The sequence below is a fragment of the Stappia taiwanensis genome (genome assembly GCF_014635285.1).
Classification (GTDB): domain Bacteria; phylum Pseudomonadota; class Alphaproteobacteria; order Rhizobiales; family Stappiaceae; genus Stappia; species Stappia taiwanensis.
Window position 1 is genome coordinate 188,716 of record NZ_BMCR01000003.1, and the last position, 24,066, is coordinate 212,781.

At 67.5% G+C, this 24,066-nt stretch carries 18 protein-coding genes; 8 read left to right on the forward strand and 10 right to left on the reverse strand.

Annotation, left to right across the window (positions count from 1 at the left end):
• Window positions 1-189 precede the first annotated feature (189 nt).
• From IEV83_RS08250 to IEV83_RS08270, 5 genes are all read left to right on the forward strand, one after another.
• Window positions 190-900 carry an SRPBCC family protein gene (locus IEV83_RS08250; RefSeq protein ID WP_181761005.1) on the forward strand — a complete coding sequence of 237 codons (711 nt, stop codon included), beginning with the start codon at window positions 190-192 and terminating at the stop codon, window positions 898-900.
• 108 nt (window positions 901-1,008) lie between these two features.
• A complete protein-coding gene (locus IEV83_RS08255) occupies window positions 1,009-1,497 on the forward strand; it encodes a (2Fe-2S)-binding protein (protein ID WP_181761004.1) in 489 nt (162 codons plus the stop codon).
• A 181-nt stretch (window positions 1,498-1,678) separates the two neighbouring features.
• Window positions 1,679-4,048 carry a xanthine dehydrogenase family protein molybdopterin-binding subunit gene (locus tag IEV83_RS08260; RefSeq protein ID WP_181761003.1) on the forward strand — a complete coding sequence of 790 codons (2,370 nt, stop codon included), beginning with the start codon at window positions 1,679-1,681 and terminating at the stop codon, window positions 4,046-4,048.
• 148 nt (window positions 4,049-4,196) lie between these two features.
• Complete coding sequence (locus IEV83_RS08265; RefSeq protein WP_181761002.1) at window positions 4,197-4,997, forward strand: FAD binding domain-containing protein; 801 nt, start codon at window positions 4,197-4,199, stop codon at window positions 4,995-4,997.
• A gap of 133 nt (window positions 4,998-5,130) precedes the next feature.
• A complete protein-coding gene (locus tag IEV83_RS08270; RefSeq protein ID WP_181761001.1) occupies window positions 5,131-6,276 on the forward strand; it encodes a serine hydrolase domain-containing protein in 1,146 nt (381 codons plus the stop codon).
• Between the two features lie 96 nt (window positions 6,277-6,372).
• Here the strand turns inward: IEV83_RS08270 and IEV83_RS08275 are convergent, their stop codons facing one another.
• From IEV83_RS08275 to IEV83_RS08285, 3 genes are all read right to left on the reverse strand, one after another.
• Window positions 6,373-8,808: a methyl-accepting chemotaxis protein gene (locus IEV83_RS08275; protein ID WP_181761000.1), complete on the reverse strand. Its 2,436-nt coding sequence runs from the start codon at window positions 8,806-8,808 to the stop codon at window positions 6,373-6,375.
• A gap of 195 nt (window positions 8,809-9,003) precedes the next feature.
• On the reverse strand, window positions 9,004-10,719 hold the full coding sequence (locus IEV83_RS08280; RefSeq protein ID WP_181760999.1) for a methyl-accepting chemotaxis protein: 1,716 nt from the start codon (window positions 10,717-10,719) through the stop codon (window positions 9,004-9,006).
• Between the two features lie 167 nt (window positions 10,720-10,886).
• The gene (locus IEV83_RS08285; RefSeq protein ID WP_181760998.1) at window positions 10,887-11,636 is read right to left on the reverse strand and encodes an SDR family NAD(P)-dependent oxidoreductase; all 750 of its coding nucleotides are present in this window, start codon (window positions 11,634-11,636) and stop codon (window positions 10,887-10,889) included.
• A gap of 130 nt (window positions 11,637-11,766) precedes the next feature.
• Between IEV83_RS08285 and IEV83_RS08290 the strand changes: the two genes are divergently transcribed.
• Both IEV83_RS08290 and bfr read left to right on the forward strand, forming a co-directional pair.
• On the forward strand, window positions 11,767-12,000 hold the full coding sequence (locus IEV83_RS08290; RefSeq protein WP_181760997.1) for a (2Fe-2S)-binding protein: 234 nt from the start codon (window positions 11,767-11,769) through the stop codon (window positions 11,998-12,000).
• Complete coding sequence (bfr, locus tag IEV83_RS08295; RefSeq protein ID WP_181760996.1) at window positions 11,990-12,475, forward strand: bacterioferritin; 486 nt, start codon at window positions 11,990-11,992, stop codon at window positions 12,473-12,475. Before IEV83_RS08290 ends, bfr begins: the two co-directional genes overlap by 11 nt.
• A 7-nt stretch (window positions 12,476-12,482) precedes the next feature.
• On the opposite strand, the gene IEV83_RS08300 is transcribed toward bfr, so the two are convergent.
• The 4 genes from IEV83_RS08300 to IEV83_RS08315 all read right to left on the reverse strand — a co-directional run bounded on the left by IEV83_RS08300 (window position 12,483) and on the right by IEV83_RS08315 (window position 16,684).
• Complete coding sequence (locus tag IEV83_RS08300; RefSeq protein WP_181760995.1) at window positions 12,483-13,166, reverse strand: ATP-binding cassette domain-containing protein; 684 nt, start codon at window positions 13,164-13,166, stop codon at window positions 12,483-12,485.
• On the reverse strand, window positions 13,163-14,845 hold the full coding sequence (locus IEV83_RS08305) for an ABC transporter permease (RefSeq protein WP_181760994.1): 1,683 nt from the start codon (window positions 14,843-14,845) through the stop codon (window positions 13,163-13,165). The genes IEV83_RS08300 and IEV83_RS08305 overlap by 4 nt, the downstream gene beginning before the upstream one ends.
• A 31-nt stretch (window positions 14,846-14,876) precedes the next feature.
• The gene (locus IEV83_RS08310) at window positions 14,877-16,106 is read right to left on the reverse strand and encodes an ABC transporter substrate-binding protein (RefSeq protein WP_181760993.1); all 1,230 of its coding nucleotides are present in this window, start codon (window positions 16,104-16,106) and stop codon (window positions 14,877-14,879) included.
• 92 nt (window positions 16,107-16,198) lie between these two features.
• Window positions 16,199-16,684: an Lrp/AsnC ligand binding domain-containing protein gene (locus IEV83_RS08315; RefSeq protein ID WP_181760992.1), complete on the reverse strand. Its 486-nt coding sequence runs from the start codon at window positions 16,682-16,684 to the stop codon at window positions 16,199-16,201.
• Between the two features lie 113 nt (window positions 16,685-16,797).
• Between IEV83_RS08315 and putA the strand changes: the two genes are divergently transcribed.
• Complete coding sequence (gene putA / locus IEV83_RS08320; protein WP_371873423.1) at window positions 16,798-19,959, forward strand: bifunctional proline dehydrogenase/L-glutamate gamma-semialdehyde dehydrogenase PutA; 3,162 nt, start codon at window positions 16,798-16,800, stop codon at window positions 19,957-19,959.
• Between the two features lie 72 nt (window positions 19,960-20,031).
• Here the strand turns inward: putA and hrpB are convergent, their stop codons facing one another.
• From hrpB to IEV83_RS08335, 3 genes are all read right to left on the reverse strand, one after another.
• Window positions 20,032-22,509 carry an ATP-dependent helicase HrpB gene (gene hrpB, locus IEV83_RS08325; protein ID WP_181760991.1) on the reverse strand — a complete coding sequence of 826 codons (2,478 nt, stop codon included), beginning with the start codon at window positions 22,507-22,509 and terminating at the stop codon, window positions 20,032-20,034.
• A 77-nt stretch (window positions 22,510-22,586) separates the two neighbouring features.
• The gene (locus IEV83_RS08330; protein ID WP_181760990.1) at window positions 22,587-23,627 is read right to left on the reverse strand and encodes a glucokinase; all 1,041 of its coding nucleotides are present in this window, start codon (window positions 23,625-23,627) and stop codon (window positions 22,587-22,589) included.
• Window positions 23,624-24,052: a methylglyoxal synthase gene (locus IEV83_RS08335; protein WP_209003092.1), complete on the reverse strand. Its 429-nt coding sequence runs from the start codon at window positions 24,050-24,052 to the stop codon at window positions 23,624-23,626. Before IEV83_RS08335 ends, IEV83_RS08330 begins: the two co-directional genes overlap by 4 nt.
• Window positions 24,053-24,066 lie beyond the last annotated feature (14 nt).

A 24,066-nucleotide genomic window follows, 5' to 3' on the forward strand; every position in this document is an offset into this window, starting at 1 on the left:
GCACAACGCGTTGCTGTCACTTTTTTCTTGAATTCAAGCACTTGCAAGGTCGCGGCTGGTTGTACAAGCTGACTTCGATGAAACAGCGGCCGACTGCGGGCGCACCCGGGCGGTGTGCGCTGACCTTGCGGAACCGGAGCATGCGGCGGACCGGCGCCAGGGACGCGTGTCGGCGATGGAGGACAGGATATGGATCTATCTGGCGAGTACCGGATTGCCGCGGGGCGCGAGGCCGTCTGGGCGGCGTTGAATGACGCGGATGTGCTGCGCCAGTGCATTCCCGGCTGCAAGGAACTTGAAAAGCATTCCGACACGGAGATGAGTGCCACGGTGGTGGCGAAGGTCGGACCGGTGAAGGCGACCTTCAAGGGCGCCGTCACGCTGGAGGACCTGAATCCGCCGGAAAGCTACCGGATCGTTGGCGAGGGCAAGGGCGGTGTCGCCGGTTTCGCCAAGGGCGGCGCGGATGTGCGCCTGGCCGAAGACGGCGGCGAAACGGTGCTGAGCTATGACGTCAAGGCCCAGGTCGGCGGCAAGCTGGCGCAGCTCGGCAGCCGGCTGATCGCCTCCACGGCGCGCAAGATGGCCGATGACTTCTTCGGCACCTTCAAGGGGATCGTCGAGGACGGCGGCGAGGCGGCGGCTCCGTCCGCTGCGGCGATGGCCGGCGATGGTCCGGATGCGGGTGTGATCGAGGAGGCCAAGACCATCGCCCTTGATCATGCGCCCGAAGCGGTGGCGGAGGCGGCGGAGGCCGTCGAGACGCGTATCGAAAAGGCGGTGCATGACGTCGAGGTCGAAGTGGAGGCTGCGGCCGGACGCGGGGTGCTGGGCGGGCCGATGGTCTGGGGGCTGATCGCGCTGGCGGGTGTCATCGTCGTGTTGGCCTTGATGGGATAGGCCGGAAGGACGGTTGAACCGGAAGCGCAGTTGAAAAGGATCGTGGAACCAGCGGGAGCCGGCCATCGGGGCGGGTCCCGCAAGAACGATTGAGCAGGGAGGAAGAGCATGGCCGACGTGACCATGACGGTAAACGGGAAGACGGTGTCGAAGACGGTGGAGGACCGCACCTTGCTGGTCCAGTTCCTGCGTGAGGGCGCCGGGCTGACGGGCACTCATGTGGGCTGCGACACCTCGCAATGCGGTGCCTGCGTCGTGCATGTGGACGGCAAGGCGGTGAAGTCCTGCACCATGCTGGCCGCCCAGGCCGCCGGCTCGGAGGTGACCACCATCGAGGGGCTTGCCTCCGGCGGTGAGCTGCATCCGGTGCAGGCGGCGTTCCGTGAGCATCACGGGCTGCAATGCGGCTTTTGCACGCCGGGCATGATCATGGCGGCGGTCGACATGATCAACCGGCTTGGCGGGCCGCTGGACGAGGCGACGATCCGCGCCGAACTGGAAGGCAACATCTGTCGCTGCACCGGGTATCACAACATCGTCAAGGCCATTGCCGCGGCCAGCGCCGAAATGGCGGGGGTGCGGACCGCCGCGGAGTAAGGCGCGGCGGCTGAAGGGCCGCGCGGTCGGGAGAGACGCGGATACCCTTGGGAGGGGGGCGCGAGGACCCGGCACGATGCGGCCTGACCCGGGAAGACCTGACTAGGGAAGGCCTGACCCGGAAAGGATTGGCAAGGACGACAGTGACGCCCGTTCGAAGGCGGGTGAGGGAGGAACCAGGATGACATCTTCTGCTGAGGGTATCGGCGCGCGGGTAACGCGGCGCGAGGACAAGCGGTTTGTGACCGGCAAGGGACGCTACACCGACGACATGACCGTTCCGGGCATGGCCCATGCGGCCTTCGTGCGCTCGCCGCACGCCCATGCGAAAGTGACCTCGCTCGACGCCTCGGCGGCGCGGGCGATGCCGGGCGTGGAGGCGGTGCTGACCAGCGAGGAACTGGTTGCCGATGGCGTCGGCAACCTGATCTGCGGCTGGATGATCCATTCCAAGGACGGCTCGCCGATGAAGATGGGCGCCTGGCGGGCGCTGGAAGGCGACACGGTGCGCCATGTGGGCCAGGCGGTGGCGGTGGTCGTTGCCGACACCCCGGCGCGGGCGCGCGATGCCGCCGATGCGGTGGTGGTGGAGTATGAGCCGCTCGACGCGGTGGTCGACGCACTCGATGCGCTGAAGCCGGGCGCGCCGCAGCTTCATCCGGAAGCGGAAGGCAACCTGATCTACGATTGGGAGATCGGCGATCAGGCGACGACGGATGCCGCTTTCGCCTCGGCTGCCCATGTGACGCGCATGGAGATCCGCAACAACCGGCTGGTGCCCAATGCGATGGAGCCGCGCGCCGCGCTTGCCTCCTATGACGAGGCGGAGGAGCACTACACGCTCTGGACAACCTCGCAGAACCCGCATGTGGCGCGGCTGGTGTTGTCGGCCTTTTACAACATCGCTCCCGAACACAAGCTGCGGGTGATCGCCCCGGATGTGGGCGGCGGCTTCGGCTCGAAGATCTTCATCTATCCCGAAGAGATGGTCTGTCTCTGGGCCTCGAAGAGGACTGGCCTGCCGGTCAAGTGGGCGGCGGACCGCACCGAGGCGTTTCTGACCGACGCCCATGGCCGCGACCACCATTCGGAGGCGGAGCTGGCGCTGGACGCGGACAACCGGATCACCGGGTTCCGGGTGAAGACGGTGGCCAATCTCGGCGCCTACATGTCGCTGTTCTCCTCCTCGGTGCCGACCTATCTCTACGCGACGTTGCTGTCGGGCCAATATGCCATCCCGGCGATCCACGCCAACGTCAAGGCGGTCTACACCAACACCACGCCGGTCGATGCCTATCGCGGCGCGGGCCGGCCGGAGGCCACCTATCTTGTCGAACGGGTGATGGAGACGGCGGCGCGCGAGGTCGGCATGGATCCGGCCGAGTTCCGCCGCAAGAACTTCGTCCGCTCCTTCCCGCATCAGACACCGGTGATCATGTGCTACGACGCCGGCGACTACGACGCCTCGCTCGATGCGGCGCTCAAGGCAATCGACTATGCCGGCTTTGCCGCGCGCAAGGCGGAGGCGGCAAGCCGCGGCAAACTGCGCGGCATCGGCTTCTCCTGCTACATCGAGGCCTGCGGCATCGCCCCGTCCCAGGCGGTGGGCTCGCTCGGTGCTGGCGTCGGCCTGTGGGAATCGGCGGAGGTGCGGGTCAATCCGGTGGGCACCATCGAGGTTCTGACCGGCTCGCACAGCCATGGCCAGGGTCATGAGACCACCTTCGCCCAGCTCGTTTCCGATCGCTTCGGGGTTGGCCTCGACACCGTGTCGATCGTCCATGGCGACACCGACAAGGTGCAGTTCGGCATGGGCACCTATGGCTCGCGCTCCGGCGCGGTCGGCATGTCGGCGATCGTCAAGGCGCTCGACAAGGTGGAGGCCAAGGCCAAAAAGCTCGCCGCCCACCTGATGGAGGCTGCCGAGGGTGACATCACCCTGGAAGGCGGCACCTTCAAGGTCGCCGGCACGGACAAGGAACTGCCGTTCTTCCAGGTGGCGCTCGCCGCCTACACTGCCCACAACATGCCCGAAGGCATGGAGCCGGGCCTGAAGGAAGGGGCGTTCTACGATCCCACCAACTTCACCTTCCCGGCGGGCACCTACATCTGCGAGGTGGAAGTCGATCCGGACACGGGCAAGACCGAGATCGTCGATTTCGTCGCCGCCGATGATTTCGGCACCATCATCAATCCGATGATCGTCGAGGGGCAGGTGCATGGCGGGCTGACGCAAGGCATTGGCCAGGCGCTGCTGGAGAACGCCGCCTATGACGAGGACGGCCAGCTCCTGAGCGGTTCCTACATGGACTACTGCATGCCGCGCGCTGACGATGTGCCGTCCTACCGCTTAATGACGACCATGACCGCCTGCCCGGGCAACCCGCTCGGCATGAAGGGCTGCGGCGAGGCCGGGGCCATCGGCTCGCCGCCGGCGGTCATCAACGCCATCACCGATGCCATCGGCAGCAATGATCTGGTGATGCCGGCAACCCCGGCGGCCGTCTGGCAGGCGATCCGTCAGGGGCGCACGGCGGAGGCCGCCGAGTAGATCGCGTACCGGATGGGGCAGGCGGGAAACGCCGCCGGTCCCCTCCGGTGCATCCATCGACAGGGCGCCGCGCGTGGATCCCCGCGCGGCAGGACGAAAGAGGGTTCCCGGGTGAGCATCCGGGCAAGGTTCGGGCGAGGAGAGACCCATGTATGAAACGACCTATCACCGCGCGGAAAGCGTCGCCGATGCGGCGACCCGGCTGGCCGGCGCCGAGGACGGCAAGCTTCTGGCCGGCGGCCAGACCCTGCTGCCGACCATGAAACAGCGGCTCGCCGCTCCGTCCGACGTGATCGACCTGACCCACATCGCCGATCTCAAGGGCATTGCCGAGACCGGGGGCGGCGTGCGCATCGGCGCGGCCACCACCCATGCGGAGGTCGCCAGCTCGGAGATCGTCAAGCGCCTGCTGCCGGGGCTGGCGTCGCTGGCCGGTCATATCGGCGATCCGCATGTGCGCCATCGCGGCACCATCGGCGGCTCGCTGGCCAACAACGATCCGGCGGCGGACTATCCCAGCGCCGTGCTGGCGCTCGGGGCGGTGGTCCACACCAACACGCGCCAGCTTCCGGCCGAAGAGTTCTTTGCCGGCATGTTCGAGACCGCCCTTGACGATGGCGAGATCATCACGGCGGTGGAGTTCCCGGCGGCAACGGCCTCTGCCTACGCCAAATACCCCAATCCGGCCTCGCGCTATGCCATGGCCGGCGTCTTCGTCGCAAAGCGCGCCGATGGGGGCGTGCGGGTGGCGGTGACCGGCGCCGGTCAGGACGGGGTGTTCCGGCATGAGGGTATGGAACAGGCGCTGGCCGGCAATTTTTCCGCCGCAGCGCTCGATGGCATCAGCGTCGACGCCGACGAGATGCTGTCCGACATTCACGGCTCGGCCGAGTATCGCGCCCATCTGGTCACGGTGATGGCCAAGCGCGCGGTCGCCGCCTGCGGCTGACACGACCGGCACCGATTTTCCGGACAATCAGACCGAGAAGGCGCGTCGCCCCCCAAAAGGGCGGCGCGTGCCGGCGCACGTGCGCGCGCTGGAGGTGGAACCATCAGGGCATTTCGAAAGGGAAGTGAGCGATATGCGGTCAGTGGATGAGGTTCTCGCCGCCGCGGTGGAGCGGCAGGACGTTCCTTTTGTCGTGGCGATGGCGGGCGACGCCGCCGGCACCACCTATTCGGGCAGCTTCGGCGAGGCGGCGCCGGGCCGCGCGGCGGGCGAGGATACGGTGTTTCGTATTTTCTCCATGACCAAGGCGATCGGCTCGCTGGCGGCGATGCTGCTGATCGAGCGGGGCAAGCTCGATGCCGAGACCCCGGTGGAGGAGATCCTGCCCGCGTTCGGACGTCTGCAGGTGATCGACCGATTCGAAGGGGACGAGCCGGTGATGCGGCCGCCGCGCACCCGGGCGACCATCCGCCATCTGGCCACCCACACCGCCGGGCTACCCTATGAGTTCTGGAGCGACGACGTGCGGCGCTACATGAAGGCCACCGGCCATCCGACCGCGCTGGCCGGCACGAAAGCGGCGCTGAACTACCCGATGGTGCGCGATCCGGGGACCGGCTGGGACTATGGCATCGGCATCGACTGGCTCGGCATGGCGGTCGAGGCGGTCGACGGGCGGCGGATCGACGATTTCTGCCGGCAGGAGATCTTCGAGCCGCTGGGGATGAACGACACGGTGTTTGAACTGGATGAGGGGCGGCTGGCGCGGCTGTCCGCCGTCTCCGCCCGGAACGGGGAGGGTGGCTTCACGCCGGCGAACCTGGTGCCGCCCCCGCACCCGGAAGTCTATGGCATGGGCCATGCGCTCTATTCCACCGCGCCGGATTACCTGCGCTTCCTGCGGCTGTTCCTGGGCCGGGGCAGCCTCGATGGACAGCGCCTTTTGCGTGAGGACAGCGTCGACTGGATGCTGGCCGATCACATGGGCGGTTTGCAGTTCACGCCGATGGTGACGGTGATGCCGATGGTCAGCGCCGATTGCAATCCCTTCCCGGAGGTGCGCAAGACCCACAGCTTCGGCTTCCTGCGGGTGGAGGAGGATGTGCCGGGCATGCGCTCGGCCGGGACGCAGACTTGGGCCGGCGTCCTGAATTCGCATTACTGGTTCGATCCGGCCAAGGATATGGCGGCGGTGATCATGACCCAGTCGCTGCCCTTCGTGGAGCCGCGTTTCACGCAAGTCTACGAGGCCTATGAACGGGCACTCTACGCTCGGTAAAGGGTTACGCCGCACCGCGGCGCCGATCGAAATGCAAACGGCCCGGGGATGGCCCGGGCCGTTTTTGTCTGGTGGGAGCGGTGACGGCGCTGGCGGTCAGGCCGCCGCCACGCTGGTCAGGAACCCGTCGATGCGCTGGCGCAGCTCCCGGGTCTTGTCGCCGACATCGCCCGATGCGGCGAGCACCATGTCCGCCGAAGCGTTGGTCTCCGCCACCGCGTTCGACAATTCGCCGACATTGGCGCTGACCGAAGTGGTGCCCTCGGCGGCGTTCTGGACGTTGCGCGAGATTTCGTTGGTCGCCGCGCCCTGCTGCTCCACCGCTGCGGCGATGGCTGAGGTGTAGCTGTCGACCTCCTGCATGGTGGCGGTGATGGCGCCGATGGCCTCGACCGCCTCCCGGGTCGAGCCCTGGATGGTGGCGATCTGCGTGCCGATCTCTTCGGTGGCCTTGGAGGTCTGGGTTGCCAGCTCCTTCACCTCCGCGGCGACCACGGCAAAGCCGCGTCCGGCCTCGCCGGCCCGTGCCGCCTCGATGGTGGCGTTCAGCGCCAGCAGGTTGGTCTGCTCGGCAATCGCCTGGATCAGGGTCACCACCTCGCCGATCTTGTTGGCCGCCTGGGCAAGCCCTGCCACCGTTTCGTTGGTGGAGCGGGTGCCTTGCGTGGCCTTTTCTACCACTTGGGTGGTCTGGCCGACCTGCCGGGAAATCTCGGCGATGGAGGCAGCCAGTTCTTCCGCTGCCGTGGCCACGCTTTCCACGTTCTGGGTCGCGGAGGTGCTGTTGCGGGTGGTTTCCTCCGCCCGCATCGAGCTTTCGCTGGCGATCCGCGTCAGATCCTGCGCCGTGGCCTCCATGCCGCCGGCGGTGTCGCCGACCGAGGTGAGAAGCTCCTGCACCTGGGTGCGGAACTCGGCGATCAGCCCGTCGACGCGCGCCTGACGCGCGCTGTTGGCCGCCTGCTCCTCTTCCTGCGCGGCGCGCATCCGTGCCCGCTCCAGCGCATTGTCGCGGAACACCTCGACCGTGCGGCTCATGGCGCCGATTTCGTCGCCCCGTTCGGCGTCGGGGATGGTCACATCCGTGTCGCCTTCCGCCAGACGCCCCATCACGGCGGTCAGGCGACGGGTCGGCCGGGTGATGGCGAGCGACAGGACGACGGCCACCAGAGCGCCGAAGGCGGTGGCAATCAGCAAGGTGGTGGCGATGGTCCACAACATGGTGGTTCCGGCCCTGGCGGCCTGGCTCGCCTGTTGGCCAACCACATCGGCGATCTGCCCGCGCGTGGTCACGGCCAGGGTGCCGAGTTCGGCGGTCATGCGCTCCAGGGCGGCGACACTGGTCAGCATTTCGCCGAAGGCGGTGTCATAGGCACTGATCTGGGTCTGGATGTCCTTCACCAGGATGGCAACGGCGGGGAAGCCGCCTGCCAGGGTGGTGAGGTTCTCGGTGATGGCCCGCACTTGCGCAAGTTCGGCGCGCACCTGCGCTTCGGAGGCTTCGCCCAGCGAGGACAGGAGTTGCAGGGTCGAGGCCTTGACCGTCAGTGCCTGGCGGGCCAGGTCGGCGCTGTTCTTGCTGACCAGATCGACCTTGATCTGAGCCATGGCGCTGTTGCGCACCTCGGCCTGAACCGCGTCGATGGCGGTATAGGCGGACGTGCGCACCTTGTCGGCCAGTTCGGTGATTTCCGAAATCGTCGTGCGCACGGTCTGGCGCACCTGGTAGATGACCGCGAAATCCGCCGAATTGACCAGCTTGTCCAGATTCTCTTCCAGATTGGCGGCCTTGGCCGCAAGCTCGGTGATCAGCGCCTTGTCGATGCCCTCCAGGCTGGTATGGGTCAGCACCCGCGCATTGTCGGCAAGGTCCGCCGCTTCCTTGATCGCCTCCTGCAGGGCCTCGGGAGCCGTGGAGGTGGTGGAGTGCAGGAACAGGTACTGGGTCCTCAGCGCTTCCTCCTGCAGGGAGGAGACGATTCGGCCGATCTGGTCGGCCTTGCGCTGCACCGCGGAGGCGTTCATGCTCGCCTGCTTGGCGGCGCGGCCTTCGTCCTGCATCTCGTTGTTGATCGTGGTGGCAAGGGAATCGAGCTTGACGCTCGCTTCCTGCAGATTGCCAAGAAGCACGGTCTGCGTGGCGATCTCCGCGCCAACGCCGGTCACGGTCTCCTGCAGCCGGACGATCGAGGCGATCGCCTCATCGACCTGCTTCAGCGAGCCGGCGTCATCGGCCACCGAGGCGCGCAGGTTCTTCAACTCGGTGTCCAACTCGCCAATCAGCCCGTTGGTCTGTTCCAGACGGGTCTCATCGCGCGAGGTCAGGAACGCCTCGCGGCTGGCGGAGACATCCTGAAGCTTGACCATCACCCTGGAGGCGATCTCCGAAGTCTTCATCTGGTCGGTCAATCCGCCAATGGCAACGATGCCGACGCCGCCGACGACGGCGGTCAATAAAAGGACAATTGCAAAGCCGCCGCCGATTTTGGCGGCGAAGCCCAAATTCCCCACAACCCCAAGCAAACGCGACATACGTCCCTCCTGAAAGCAATCCGTGGTCGGAGACTAGGAGACGGTGTGTGAAGTTTGGGTAAAGCTGCGGGCATCGTCAGAATTGACAATTATTGGTGGTATTGACCGGCCTCGCCCCTGTCCGCCGCTTGTTTGACGAGGAGAAAGGGAACGAGCCGTCTGCCCGTTCCCCTTGCCTGTTTGTGAGTCTGGATCCTAGGCTGCGGCGACCTGCTCCAGAAAACGGTCGATTTCCTGGCGAAGGGCATCGGACTGCTCCGACATGGCGGTGGAGGCGGACAGCACCGAGCCCGCCGCCGTGTTGGTCTGGCCGACCGTGTCGGCGAGGTTGGTCATGTTGCGCATGACCAGGCTGGTGCCCTCGGCAGCCTGCAGCACATTGCGGGAAATCTCGCCGGTGGCTCCGCCCTGCTGTTCCACTGCGCAGGAAATCGAGGCGGTGTAGCCATTGACCTCCTCGATGATCCTGGCGATGCCGCCAATGGCCGAGACCGCCTCGTTGGTGGCGCCCTGGATCGCCGAGATCTGCGCGCCGATCTCTTCCGTCGCCTTGGAGGTCTGGTTGGCCAGTTCCTTGACTTCCGCGGCGACGACGGCAAAGCCCCGCCCGGCCTCGCCGGCCCGCGCCGCCTCAATGGTGGCGTTCAACGCCAGGAGGTTGGTCTGTTCGGCAATCGCCTGAATCAGGCTGATCACCTCGCCGATCTTGTTGGCCGCATCGGACAGCCCGGCGACCTTCTCGTTGGTTGCATGGGTGTCCTTTGTGGCTTTGCCGACCACCTCGGTGGTCTGTGTCACCTGCCGGGCGATTTCGGCGATCGAGCTGGACAGCTCCTCCGCCGCGCTGGCGACGGTTTCCACCTGGCCCGACGTGTTTTCGCTGGCGCCATAGGTCTCCCGCGCCTTGTCCGAGCTGTCGCGGGCAAGATCGGTCAACTCGCTGGAGGCCTGGGCCAGGCTTTCGGCGGTGGCCGCGCTCATCTGGTTGACCTCGGCAACGCGGGCGCGGAAGGCGGCGATCAACCGGTCGATTTCCGCCTGGCGGGCCAGCTGATGTGCATCGGCCTCGTCCCGGTTGGCGGCAAGGTTGCGCCGCTCCAGCGCACGCTGCTTGAGGATCTCCACAGCGTCGGCCAACTGGCCGATTTCATCGCGGCGGTCGGCGTAGGGCACGTTCACGTCAAGATCATCCTCGGCGATCCGGTGGGCGGTCGCCGCGATCTGCGGGATCGGCCGCAGCAGCCGGCGGGCCAGCACGCCCATGACCGCCGTTGCGATGACGAGGATCGGCACGAAGGCGAGAAGCAGGTTCTGAGTGACGGAGCCAAGAAGAGCGGTGATCACCGACTTGCGCACGCCGGCGTAGAGAATGCCACTGACCTCGCCGGAGGGCGAGAAGATCGGCTGGTAGATCGTATAATAGGGCGTGCCAAGGATCACCGCTTCGCCGCGAAAGGTCTTGCCATCGGTCAGCACCGGGTAGACGGCGCCGTTTTGGCCAAGCCGGGTTCCCACCGCGCGGCTGCCATCGGGTTTGACGATGTTGGTGGTCTTGCGCCAGAAATCGCGCGTGTCCGGGTCCCACTTGAAAACGGTGACGGTCTCCCCGGTCATCCGGCCGATTTCATCGATCATCGCATGATCTTCGACCGTGTCGGGCAAGGTGTCCATGACGATGCGCGCGACATTTCCGTCCTCGCCCCAGCTCACCGAGGTTCCCGGCATGTCGCGGGCGACGATGCTGGCGGCGATCCTCAGGCTGGTATCCTGCCGGGTGACCGCATCGGTCTGGATCTGCCCGGACAGGACGATGAAGATCACCACGCCGACGGCGGCGAGCGAAAGGGCGATCATCAAGGCGGTGGTGGCGGAGACAATTGAAACAAGATTGAAACGTGAAAGAATACGCATAGGCCCAAAACCCCTCCTGGGTAATCGTGGCGCCATCCTCCTGGGCGCCGTTGCGGAAGGAGTATTTGGGGTATTTGTAAACTCCCGGTTATCGTTGCGGAATTGCCTTTTTGAGAGGTGGCTTCCGCACTTGATCTTGTAGGGAAATAGCTATTCGGGGCAGGTGGTTACACATGCTGTCCGCCATTGACGTGAACTTCTGCTCCGGTGACATAGGAGGAGGGGGCGTTGCACAGGAAGAAGATGGTTTCGGCAACTTCCAGCGGTGTTCCCAGCCGGCGCAACGGAATGTCGCCGATCATTTCCTCGGTGCCGGGCGACAGGATCGAGGTATCGATTTCGCCCGGTGAGATGGCATTGACGCGGATGCCGTGCTGGCCGAAATCGGCGGCCATTTCCCGGGTGAGGCTGGCGAGCGCCGCCTTCGAGGTCGCATAGGCGGTGCCGGCGAAGGGGTGGACGCGGATGCCGGCGATCGAGGTGACGTTCACCACCGCGCCGCGCGCCCGGGCCAATTCGTCGAACAGCCCCCGCGCCAGCAGGATCGGGGCGAAGAAGTTGACCTGAAACACGGTGCGCCACAGGTGCATCGGTGTTGTCAGAGAGTTGAGCCGGTCTCCGTTCTCGTTCTTGGGGCTGATGCCGGCATTGTTGACCAGCGCATGCAGACGCGAGCCGCCATCCTCCAACCGCTTGCGAATCTCGGCGACGGCGACCCCGAGGTTCTCCGGATCGGACAGGTCCACCTGGATGTGATCCTCCGGGCCGGAGGGCCAGGGACACTTGTCGGAGAACGGTTGGCGCGAACAGGTGATCACCCGCCAGCCATCGGCGGAAAACCGCTTCACCGTCGCATGGCCGATCCCCCGGCTGGCTCCGGTCAGGACAAGGGTCTTTCGTTCACCGTCGGGTGTCATGCGTGGAGGGCCTTTCACTAAGGGTAAGGGGGCAAACGAATTGCATCTCGTCACCGGCTTCCATATGTAGGCGGGGACAGTTCAGTTGACGAGGGAAATCCGCCTCGTCGCGTCGAAGCCGGATAAGCGCGTGATTGTATGCTCCTGCAATGTGCTGACGGATAAGGAATTGCGCCGCGCCGCGCGCGAGCTGCAGTCCGGTCCCGATGGCGTGATCGTCACGCCGGGCGCGGTGTTTCGCGCGCTGGGCAAGCGGCCGCGCTGCGGCGGTTGCTTCAAGGCCATCATCCCGATCATTCATGAAGAATCACAAGGTGGCCGGGAGCGGTCACCGGAACAGCCGGAGGCGGAACATGAAGGGTGACAGCAAGGTCATCGACTATCTCAACAAGGCGCTGCGCCACGAACTGACGGCGGTCAACCAGTACTGGCTGCACTACCGGCTGCTGGATGACTGGGGCTATACCAAGCTGGCCAAGAAGGAGCGCGAGGAATCCATCGAGGAGATGGAGCACGCCGACAAGCTGATCGAGCGGATCCTGTTCCTGGAGGGCTTCCCCAACATGCAGAGCCTCGATCCCTTGCGGATCGGCCAGTCGCTGAAGGAGGTCGTCGAGGCCGATCTGGCCGGCGAATACTCTGCCCGCGCGCTTTACAAGGAGGCCCGTGAGGTCTGCAACACCGCCGGCGACTATGTGTCCCTGCGCCTGTTCGAAGAGCTGATGGCCGACGAGGAAGGGCATATCGACTATCTGGAGACGCAGCTTGAGCTGATCGAGCAGATCGGCGTCGAGCGTTACGGTCAGTTGCAGGCCGGCGCCGCCAACGAAGCCGAGTAATCGGCCACTATGCGCCGGGGGACAGGTCGATGATCGGCCCCCCGGCCGCTGCCGCGTCGTCCCGATCATGGGTCACCAGCAGCACCGGCAGCCCGCGCCTGCGCGCCTTGCCGAACACCAGATCGCGCATCTGCGCCTTCAGCCCCGTGTCGAGCTTGGAAAACGGCTCGTCCAACAGCAGCGCCCGGGGCTCCGACACCAAGACCCGCATCAACGCGATCCGCGCCTTTTGCCCGCCCGACAGGGTCGCCGGGTCGCGGGCGTCGTAGCCGCCGAGCTCCACCTCGCTCAAGGCCTGGTGCACCGCATCGCGCCGGGCGCTGCGGCCCCGGATCGCCTCCGGCAAGGCGAAGGCGAGATTGTCGCCAACGCTTAAGTGCGGAAACAGCAGCGGGTCCTGAAACAGCAAGCCCACATGGCGCCGGTGCGCGGGCAGGTCCGTGACATCTCGCCCGCCGACGAGAACACGCCCTTGCGCGCTGAAGGCCGGGTCGAGGAAGCCGGCGGCATAGGCCAGGAGTGTCGACTTGCCGATGCCGGATGGACCCATCAGCGTCAGCACCTCCCCCGGCGCGACCCGGGCATCAAGCGCGATCAGCGGCACGCCCTGTCGCGCGATCCGCACCCCATCGAACACCAGTCCTGCCGGCGGCGGCGTCTCGGGGGCGGGGGTGGGTTTGGCGTCCCTCATGCGGAGGCCCGCAAGGCCTGGCGCCGGCGGAAGGCGACCGCCGGTGCGAGGGCCGCAAGGGAAAAGGCGAGGAAGGGCAGGATCATCTGGGTCATGGCGTAAAGTGCGATCAGGCGGCGGTTGCCGCCGGCCGAAAGCGCGACGGCCTCGGTGGTGATGGTGGCATGGCGCCCGCCGCCGATCAAAAGCGTCGGCAGATACTGGGCCACCGAGACCGCAAGGCCGAGGGCGGCGGCGGTGGCCGCGGCGCGCAAGGCCAGCGGAAGGCGGATCCGCCAGAAGATGCGGTTTGGCGAGGCCCCCAGCGCGCTGGCCACATGGCCGTAACGCGGGTCGATTGCCCGCCACGGATCGGACAGGGCGAGAAACACGTAAGGCAGTACGAACACCAGATGGGCGAGGCCGACCGCCAGCAGGGTATCGGCGATCCCGAGGGTCAAGAGCAGGATCTGAAAGCCGAACAGGAAGGCGATCTGCGGCACGATCAGCGGCACATAGAGCAAGGGCAGGGTCCGGTGACGCAGGGCGATCCCTTTTCGGGTCTCGCCTTCCAGACAGGCCAGTGCCAGCACCAGCGCTGTCAGCGTCACCGGCACGGCGATGACAAGGGTGACCGTGCTCGCCGCACCGAGGTGGCCAAGATGGGCCTGCCAGCTCGTCAGCGTCAGCGTGTCGGGCAAGGCGCCAGGGAAGCGCCATCGTCCGGCGAAGGACCAAAGGGCGATGGCGAGAAGCCCCGCAAGCAGCGCGGCGGTCAACCCGCCCATCGCCAGCGCCGCGCCGGCGGCAAAGGGGCGCTCGCCGGCCTGCCGCCGTCCGGCCCGTAGCCGCGCGCGGCCGATCCGCGCCACCAGCCGCTCGCCGGCGACCCACAGGCCGATGGCAAGGGCGCTGACGCTCAGTTGCAAGAGGGCCCCGGCGGAGGCGGTGAAGCGCATGGCAAGATCCGGATCGCGCATCCAGCCGACGAGGCGCACGGCCAGCGGCGCCGGCGTGGTCGGGCCGAGGATGATGGCGACATCGACGACGGAGGTGGCATAGGCGATCACGGCGAAGACCGGCAGGCGGATTTGCGGATAGAGCCGGGGCAGCACCGCGCTCAGCCAGCCGGCGACGCGGGCATAGCCAAGACCGGTCGCCACGTTGCGGGCACGCAAGGAATCGGTTTGCGGCAGGGCAGCGAGCACCATCAGCAGCAGAAACGGCACCTCCTTGGCCATCAGCCCCAGGGTCATCGACAGGCCGTAAGGATCGCCGATGATGAGAAGGTCCGGCGGCCGGGTCGCGCCGGTGGCCCAAGGGGACAGGAGCCGCATTGCCCAGCCGGACGGGGCGATCAGGAAGGCAAGTCCGAAGGCCGCCGCCGCATGTGGCACGGCGAGGAGCGGCGACAACAGCGCGCGCATGACCCGGAAGAGCCGTCCGCCCTCGAAGGCGGCGGTGAACAGGATGACGATGATGAAGGCGCCAAGGCTGGCGGCAAGCCCGGTGCCGAGGCTGAGGGCCAGCGAGGTGGCTAGCCCGGGCCGGGACAGAAGATCGCGAAACGGGGCAAGGCTCAGGCTGTCGCCGCCGAGCGTTGGCATATAGCCGAAGGCGGGCAGCACCGTTCCGGCCAATCCGGCGATCACCGGCCCCAGCATCAGGGCGAGCGTTCCAAGCGGTGCCAGCTTCAGCATGACGCGAGCTCCCGGCCGGGGCGGATGGCGCTCACCGGGTCCCGTAGCGTTGGCTCCAGACCTCTTCCAGTCGCACCATCCAGCTTGCGTGCGGCTCGTCGATCACCGGGCCGAGGTCTTCCGGCGGCAGGGTGGCGATGCCCAGATCCAGCGCCGCGAACCGGGCCTTGTCCGCGGCTGGCAGGGCACCGAGCGCCAGAACGGTCGGATCGCCCCAGATGGCCGGGTCCTGCTTGCGCGCCTGCGCCTCCGGCTCCAGCAGGAAATTGGCGACCACCAGAGCGCCCGCCTTGGCACTGGCATTGTAGGGGATCGCCACGAAATGGGCATTGCCGATGGTGCCGCCGTCCAGAACGAAACTGCGCACGGTGTCCGGCAATTCGCCGGCGGCGATGGCGGCCGACGCATCGGAAGGGTTGAAGCTGAAGGCGATGTCGATCTCGCCATCGTCGAGCAACTGCCGCAAGGCCGCGACGTTTTGCGGAAAGGCCCGGCCCTGACGCCAGAGATGGGGATGCAGCGCGTCGAGATAGGCCAGCATCGGCGCGATATCGGCGTCGAAACTGGCCGGATCGACCGGATGGCTGAGCTTTTCCGGGTCGGCGATGGTCTGCGCCAGCACCTGTTTCAGGAAGGTGGAGCCGTGGAAGTTCGGCGGCTGCGGATAGGTGAAGCGGCCCGGGTTGCGCGCGGCGTAGTCGGCGAGCGCCTCAAGGCTCCGGGGCGGGGAGGGGACATGGGCGCTGTCATGCATGAACACGAGCTTGGCCAGCCCCCAGGGGCTCTCCAGCCCGTCGGTCGGTTCAGTGAAGTCGGTCAGAACCGCCGGGTTTGCCACGGTGTCGACCAAAGGCCAGTTGGGCAGGTCCTGTGCCCAGCCCGGGCTCATCAGCAGGCCGGCCTTCTTCAGTGCGGCGAAATTCTCGCCGTTGATCCAGACCAGATCGACCGCGCCGCCGCTGTCCTGACCGGCTGCCTTTTCCGCCACGATCCGCCCGACCACGGTCGCCGCGTCATCGACCTTCACATGGCGCAGGGTCACGCCATAGCGCGTCTTCACCTCCGCCCCGGCCCAGTCGATATAGGCGTTGATGCGCGGCTCGCCGCCCCAGGCGTGGAAATAGACGGTCTGTCCGCGCGCCGCCTCCAGCACCGCCGGCCAGTCCTTCGGATCCGGCGTCTCGGCGCGGGCCGAGGGCGTCCCGATCAGCAGGGAGGTGGCGAGGCAAAGCGCGGCGAGCGGCGCGAGGCGGTGAAGCATGGGCGGGTCTCCTTCTTATTTGTTAGGTGCAAGAGCCACCCCGGCGGGTCAAGACACGGCTTCGTGACGACAGCCTCGAAGGCGGCTATCGGTCAGAGCGGCAGGACATGGGTGTCCTTGACCTCCTCCATTACCGCATAGGTATGAGTTTCGCGCACGCCGGGCAGGTCGAGCACCACATCGGCGAGCAGGCGCCGATAGGCGGTCATGTCCGCCACCCGTGCCTTCACCAGATAGTCGAACCCACCGGCCACCATGTGGCATTCCAGCACCTGCGGCACGCGTTTCACCGCGCGGGCGAAGGCGTCGAACACATCCGGTGTCGTACGGTCCAGCTTGATCTGCACGAACACCAGCAGGCCGAGGCCGAGACGCTCCGGGTCGAGCTCGGCGGAAAACCGCAGAATATAGCCATCCCGGCCGAGGCGTTTCATCCGCTCCGCCGTTGCCGTCGGCGACAGGTTCACCCGCGCGGCCAGGTCTGTGTTGGTGATGCGCCCTTCGCTTTGCAGGACGGCGAGGATCCTGCGGTCGGTCCTGTCCAGACTAGGGGAATTCGCGAAATTTTCGCCTTCCATGGAGTTTAGCCCTAAATTCAGTTAATAATTTGGTGAAAATAACAGAGAATAAGGCGGTATAATAGAGAAAACCTCGGATCGGTCGATCCTGTGCGCTTGTGGAGGAGTGTGTTGTGAGCCAGCCGTTGCAGACCCCGCCGTTTCAGGCCTCTGTTTCCCCATCCGATGCGACCGGGGCGCTTGCCCCGTTTCGCGCGCCCTATGCCCCCGGCGATGAACAGGCGGTGCGGCGCCTGATCAGCGCGGCCGGCTTCGACGCGGCCGAGGAAAGTCGGATCGACGATCTTGCCTCCGGCTATATCCAGACCATCCGCTCGGCGATTGGTGGTCTCGGCGGGGTGGAGGATTTCCTCCGGGAATACGGCCTGTCGACCCGCGAGGGGCTGGCGCTGATGGTGCTTGCCGAGGCGCTGCTGCGGGTGCCGGATGCGGCCACCGCCGACAAGTTGATCGAGGACAAGCTCGCCGCCGCCCGCTTCGACGAGACGGAGAATGGCCCTTCCGACACGTGGCTGGTCTCCGCCTCCTCCTGGGCGCTGGGCGTGACCTCGCGGCTGATCCATCCGGGCGAGAAGCCGGACACGATCCTTGCCTCGCTGGTCAAGCGCATGGGAATGCCGGCGGTGCGCGGTGCCACCCGTCAGGCGATGCGCATTCTCGGTCATCAGTTCGTGCTCGGCGAGACGATCAAGAACGCGCTGCAACGCGCGGCCGGCCAGGAGGCCAAGGGCTACCGCTATTCCTACGACATGCTGGGTGAGGGCGCGCGCACGGCCGCCGATGCCGAGCGCTATTTCCAGTCTTATGCGGCGGCGATCGAGGCCATCGGCAAGGCAGCGGGCAAGAAGGAGTTGCCGGCCCGACCGGGGATTTCGGTCAAGCTGTCGGCGCTGCATCCGCGCTACGAGGCGGTCAAGGGCGCCAGGGTGCGCGATGAGCTGGCGCCGCGGCTGTTGCAACTGGCGCAGGCCGCCAAGCGTCATGACCTCAACTTCACCGTCGATGCGGAAGAGGCCGACCGGCTGGAAATCTCGCTCGACCTGTTCGCCGTGGTCGCCGCCGATCCCTCGCTTGCCGGCTGGGACGGGTTTGGCCTTGCCATTCAGGCCTATCAGAAACGGGCGCTTGATGTGGTCAACTGGATCGTCGATCTGGCGACCCGGCTTGACCGGCGCTTCATGGTGCGGCTGGTCAAGGGCGCTTATTGGGACACGGAGATCAAGCGGGCGCAGGAGCGGGGGCTTGACGATTTTCCGGTGTTCACGCGCAAGGCGGCGACGGATCTTTCCTATCTCGCCTGCGCCCGGGCGCTGCTTGCCGCTCGCCCGCATATCTATCCGCAGTTCGCCACCCACAATGCCCTGTCGGTGGCGCAGATCGTCACCCTCGCCGGCGATAGCGGCGGCTTTGAGTTCCAGCGGCTGCACGGCATGGGCGAGAGCCTTTACAAGGCGGTGACCGAGCGCGACGGGCACCCCTGCCGGATCTATGCGCCGGTCGGCGGCCATCGCGATCTGCTCGCCTATCTGGTTCGCCGCCTTCTGGAGAACGGCGCCAATTCCTCCTTCGTCTCCGCCGTGGGCGATGCCTCCGTGCCGATCGCCCGGCTGCTGGCGCGGCCGGAAGAGGCGCTGGCCGGCGGTACCCGGGCGCGCAATCCGAAGATCCCGCTGCCCGGCCGGCTTTACGGCACGAGCCGGCAGAACTCCGCCGGTCTCGAATTCGGCTGGGCCGAGGAGCGGGCCGGGCTGGTCAGCGCCATGGCCGCGCATACCGCGCCGGTCGATGATGCCGCGCCGCTTTATCCCGGCGCGCCGGCGGGCGGCCTTGGTCGTCCGGTGCTCTCGCCCACCGACGGGGTGACCCGCGCCGGACGGGTGCGCGAGGCGTCTGCCGGCGAGGTGACGGCGATGTTCGATGTCGCCGGCAAGGGCTTTGATCGCTGGTCACGGACCCCGGTGGAAACCCGGGCCGCAGCGATTGCCCGGCTCGGCGATCTTCTGGAGGAGCATTCCCCGCGGCTGATGGCGCTGCTGGCCCGCGAGGGCGGCAAGACCCTGCCCGACGGGCTGGCGGAAGTGCGCGAGGCGGTCGATTTCTGCCGTTACTACGCCGCCGAGGCGCAGCGCAGCTTTGGCGAAGGGGTGTTGATGCCCGGGCCGACGGGCGAGGAAAACCGCTACCGTCTGCGTGGGCGCGGCGTCTTCGTCTGCATCTCGCCGTGGAACTTCCCGCTGGCGATCTATCTGGGGCAGGTGACGGCGGCGCTGCTTGCCGGCAATGCGGTGATCGCCAAGCCGGCGGAACAGACGCCGCTGATCGCCTATGAGGCGGCAAAGCTGATCCATGAAGCGGGTGTGCCGCGCGATGTGTTCCTGTTCGCGCCCGGTGGGCGGGAGCTGGGCGCGGCGATTGTCGCCGAGCCGCGGGTGGCCGGGGTTGCCTTCACCGGCTCGACCGAAACCGCCTGGGCGATCAACCGGGCGCTGGCGGAAAAGCGCGGGCCGATCGTGCCGCTGATCGCCGAGACCGGCGGCGTCAACGCCATGCTGGTGGATGCCACCGCTCTGCCGGAACAGGTCTGCGACGATGTGATGATGTCCGCCTTCCGCTCCGCCGGGCAGCGCTGTTCGGCCCTGCGGCTTCTCTATCTGCAGGAGGATGTCGCCGACAAGCAACTGGAGATGCTGAAGGGCGCGGCGGCGGAATTGTCCTTGGGCGATCCGGCCGATCCGGCTTGCGACATCGGCCCGGTGATCGACGCGGCGGCCCGGGACAAGCTGAACGCCCATCTTGAGGACATGCGGGCCTCGCAGAAGGTGGTGTATTCCGGCCCGGTGCCCGGCGGCAGTTTTGCCGGCGGCACCTGGGTCGCGCCGCATATCGTCGAACTCGACGCACCGGATGCGCTGACCCGCGAGACCTTCGGGCCGATCCTGCATGTGGTGCGCTACAAGGCCGCCGAACTGCCGCAGATGCTGGAGACGATCGCCGCCACCGGCTTTGGCCTGACCCTCGGGGTGCACAGCCGCATCGATGCGACCGTGGCGCAGGTGGTCGACCGGCTGTCCGTCGGCAATGTCTATGTCAACCGCAACACCATCGGCGCGGTGGTCGGCACCCAGCCCTTCGGCGGGTCGGGCCTGTCCGGAACCGGGCCGAAGGCCGGCGGTCCGGCCTATCTCGGCCGCTTCGCGCTGGAACAGGTGGTGTCGATCAACACCGCTGCCGCCGGCGGCAACGCCAGCCTGATCGCCATGGCCGAGGAGGACTGAGCGGGCGTCTCTTGCCTTGCTAACCCGGACGGCGCCAAGGCGCCGTTCCGGCTGCGGTGTGCCACTCGGGGGTCACGTGCCGCGCGGTTTGGCGCGGGCGGTTGCTTGTGCGGAGGCGGGATCGTCCGGCCAGGGGTGCTTGGGGTAGCGGCCCTTCATCTCCGATTTCACCTGCGCCCAGGAGCCGCGCCAGAACCCTGGCAGATCCCGGGTGATCTGGATGGGCCGATGGGCCGGGGAGAGAAGCTCCAGAATTAGCGGCACCCGCCCGCCGGCAATCGCCGGATGCCGGTCGAGGCCGAACAGCTCCTGCACGCGGATGGCCAGCGTCGGCCCGTCCTCCCGGTCGTAGTCGATCGGCACGTGCGAGCCGGAGGGAGCGGAAAAATGGGTCGGCGTCTGCCGTTCCAGCTCCGCCATCCGGTGCTGCGGCAACAGCCCGGAAAGCGCATCGCCAAGGATGTCCGGGCCGATCTCGCTGGCCCGACTGCGCCCGGCAAGATAGGGCGCGAGCCAGTCGTCCATTGTCTCCGTCAGCGCCGCGTCGGAGAGGTCCGGCCAGTCCGCCGCCGCTTCCGGTTCGAGCCTTTGCCGCAGGAAGCCGACGCGGGCGCGCAAGGCCCGCTGTGTCTTCGACCAATCGAGCGCGCCGGCGCCCTTGTCCTTCAGATAGCGGGACAGCGCCGCCGCGACCCTGTCCGGATCCGGCGCCGGCTCGATCTCTTCCGATAGCCGGAGCTTGCCGAACATCCGGCGCCGCCTCGCGCGAACCTTGCCTTCCGCGTCGCAGGTGACCGCAACCTCATCGGTGATATCCTCGGCGAACAGCTCTCCGATATCGGTGCGTGTCAGCGGGGCGGCGAGCAGGATGCGCCCGCGTGCGGCCGTGCCCTGCACCTCGGCGATGGCCAGAAAATCCTCGCGGGCGAGCGGGTCGCTCTCTTCAAGCCGGGCGCCGCGTCCGCTGGCCATGCGGAAACCGCCGCGCCCGTCCTGCGCCTGGGCGACCCGGTCCGGATAGCCAAGTGCCAGCACCCGGCCGGCCGCCTCTGGTTCGGCCCCGCCCCGGGGCAGTCCGGCCTGTTTGCGCCAGCGTTCGGCGAGATCACGGGCGGCGCTGGTGCGCGGGTCCTTGCCCCGGGCAAGGCCGGCCAGCCGGTCGCGCAGGTCGGTGGAGCGGCCACCAAGGCCGGTTTCGGACAGCACCGCCGCCGTTCTGGCGGCAAGCCCGCCTGCGTCCTCTTCCCTCGAGGCGATCAGCATATGGGCAAGGCGCGGCGCCAGCGGCAGGCGCATCATGCGCCGGCCCGCGCTGGTGAGCGCGCCGCCCGCGTCAAGGGCATGCAGGGAGCGCAGCAGCGATACTGCTTCGGACCAGGCGGCGGTGGGCGGCGGATCGGCAAACCGCAGCATCGCCGGATCGGTGACGCCCCAGGCGGCGAGGTCGAGAACAAGCCGCGACAGATCCGCCTCAAGGATTGCCGGCCGGTCGTCGGCGGCAAGCGCCCGGGTCTGCGCCTCGTCCCACAGCCGGTAGCAGATGCCCGGCTCGGTTCGTCCGGCACGGCCGCGCCGCTGATCGGCGGCGGCGCGCGAGACCCGCACGGTTTCCAGCCGGGTCAACCCGGTGGCTGGCTCGTAGCGCGGCACCCGGGCCATGCCGCTGTCGATCACCACCCGCACCCCCTCGATGGTCAGGGAGGTCTGGGCAATGGCGGTGGCCAGCACCACCTTGCGCCGTCCCTCCGGTGCCGGGCGGATGGCCGCGTTCTGGGCGGAGGCCGTCAGCGCCCCGTAGAGCGGCGCGAGGTCGACGCCGGCGGGCAGGTTGGCGGCAAGAAGGTCCGCAACCTTGTGGATCTCTCCCTGGCCGGGCAGGAAGGCGAGGATCGAGCCGCTCTCGTTGTCGAGCGCCTGGCGGATCGCCCGCGCCATCTGCGCCGGCAGCGGCGCGCCCGTCTCCCGGCCGAGATAGCGGGTTTCCACCGGGAAGCTGCGCCCGGCGCAGGACACCACCGGCGCGTCGCCGAGCAGCCGGGCGACGCCGGCCGCGTCGATGGTCGCCGACATGGGCAGGAGGCGCAGGTCCTCGCGCAAGGCGGATTGCACATCGAGCGCCAGCGCCAGCCCCAGATCGCCATCGAGCGAGCGTTCGTGAAACTCGTCGAACAGAATGGCGGCGACCCCTGTCAGCTCCGGATCGTCGAGGATCATCCGGGTGAACACCCCCTCGGTGATCAGCTCGATCCGGGTTCGGTCCGAAACCCGGGTTTCCAGCCGAACCCGCAGGCCGACGGTGTCACCGACCTCCTCGCCGAGCTGCGCGGCCATGCGCGCCGCCGCCGCCCGGGCGGCCAGCCGGCGCGGCTCCAGCACGAGAATGCGCCCCTCGCCGCGCCAGTCGGCATCGAGCAGCGCCAGCGGAACGGCGGTGGTCTTGCCGGCGCCCGGTTCGGCGACAAGCACCGCCGAGGGGTGGGCGGCGAGCGTGTCCAGAAGCTCAGGCAACACCGCGTCGATTGGCAGGGTGGGGCGGTTGGGATGGGGCATTTGCGTCATTTCGAAGAGCCGCGAGGGGGATGCGGCGATATCGTCAGGGGCGAGTGCTCTACGGAGCGAGGGGGACCTCAACCGGCAGAGGATTCCTGCGCGGACCAGTGGCGGCCGGTCAGTTCCACCGCGAACAGGGCGGGGGTGCGGGCGAAGCTGGCCAGCCCCTCCAGCGCCGGGTTCGGATGGCGCACCAGATAGGTGGGGATGGTGCGCATCAAGGCATCATGCGGGGCCTTGGCCTCAAAGGCGGCGCGGAAGGCAGGTGCGCGCAGGTGCCGTTCGATCCGCATCGGAATGCCGCCGCCGAGATAGACCCCGCCGCGCGCCAGGAAGGCCAGCGCCAGATCTCCGGCTACTCGGCCGAGCGCCCGGACGAAACAGGCGACGGTTCGCAGCGCCACGTCGTCGCCCGCGTCGGCGGCTTCGGTCACGGCGGCGCCGCTTTCGAACCGGCGGCTCTGGCCTTCGGCTTCGGCGACGGCGCGCGACAGGCGCACCAGCCCGGAGCCGCTGAGCACCTGTTCGGCGCCCACCCGTCCGCCGACCCGTTCCAGATGGTCCCAGATCCGCATGTCCTCGGCATCGACCGGCCCCAGCTCCATGTGGCCGCCCTCGCCGGGCACCGGGATCCAGGTGTTGGCCGCGTGGATCATCGCCGCCGCGCCAAGTCCGGTGCCCGGGCCGAGCACCACCTTGGCGCCGAACGGCACCGGGGCGCCGCCGCCGAGCTGTTCGACGGCCGCGCCCTCGAGCCCGGGAAGGGCAAGGGCCTGAGCCTCGAAGTCATTGAGCACGATCACGCTTTCCAGGCCGAACTGGGCGATCAGCTCCTTTGGGTCGATCACCCAGTCGGCGTTGGTGAGCGGGATCGTCTCGCCGGTAACCGGTCCGGCGACGGCGATCACGGCGGTGCGCGGCATCAATGCGGTGTGGTTGAAGACGCTGGCGGTCGCCGCCTCGGCGAAACCGGGAAACCCGGCGGTGCTGACCGGCTCGAAGGCCTTGGTCTGCGCATGGGCGTCGCGGACGATGGCGAAACGGGCATTGGTGCCGCCGATATCGGCCACCAGCACGGGAAAGCGGAAGCCCTTGAGGGACGAGGTGGAGGTGGTCATGAGCGGTTCTTGGCGATTTCCGGTGTCTGCGAACTGGTGGCAAGGCCGGTGAGACGGGCCGAACGAAGCAGGATTTCCGCCGTCGAGCGGTTGAGCGCCATCGGGATGTCATAGACCAGCGCCAGACGCATCAAGGCCTTCACATCCACATCATGCGGCATCGGTGTCAGCGGGTCGACGAAGAAGATCAGCCCGTGCAGACGCCCCTCGGCGATCATGGCGCCGATCTGCTGGTCGCCGCCGAGCGGGCCGCTCTTCAGCCGGATAATATTGAGATCGGGGCAGGCCTCACCAATGCGTCCGCCGGTGGTGCCGGTCGCCATCAGCTTGTAGTCGGCAAGCTTGGCGGTGTTGAGGCGGGCGAAGGTGACCATCTCCTCCTTTTTCGCGTCATGGGCGATGAGGGCAAGGGTCGGGCGGTCCAGGCGCTGTGTCTCGG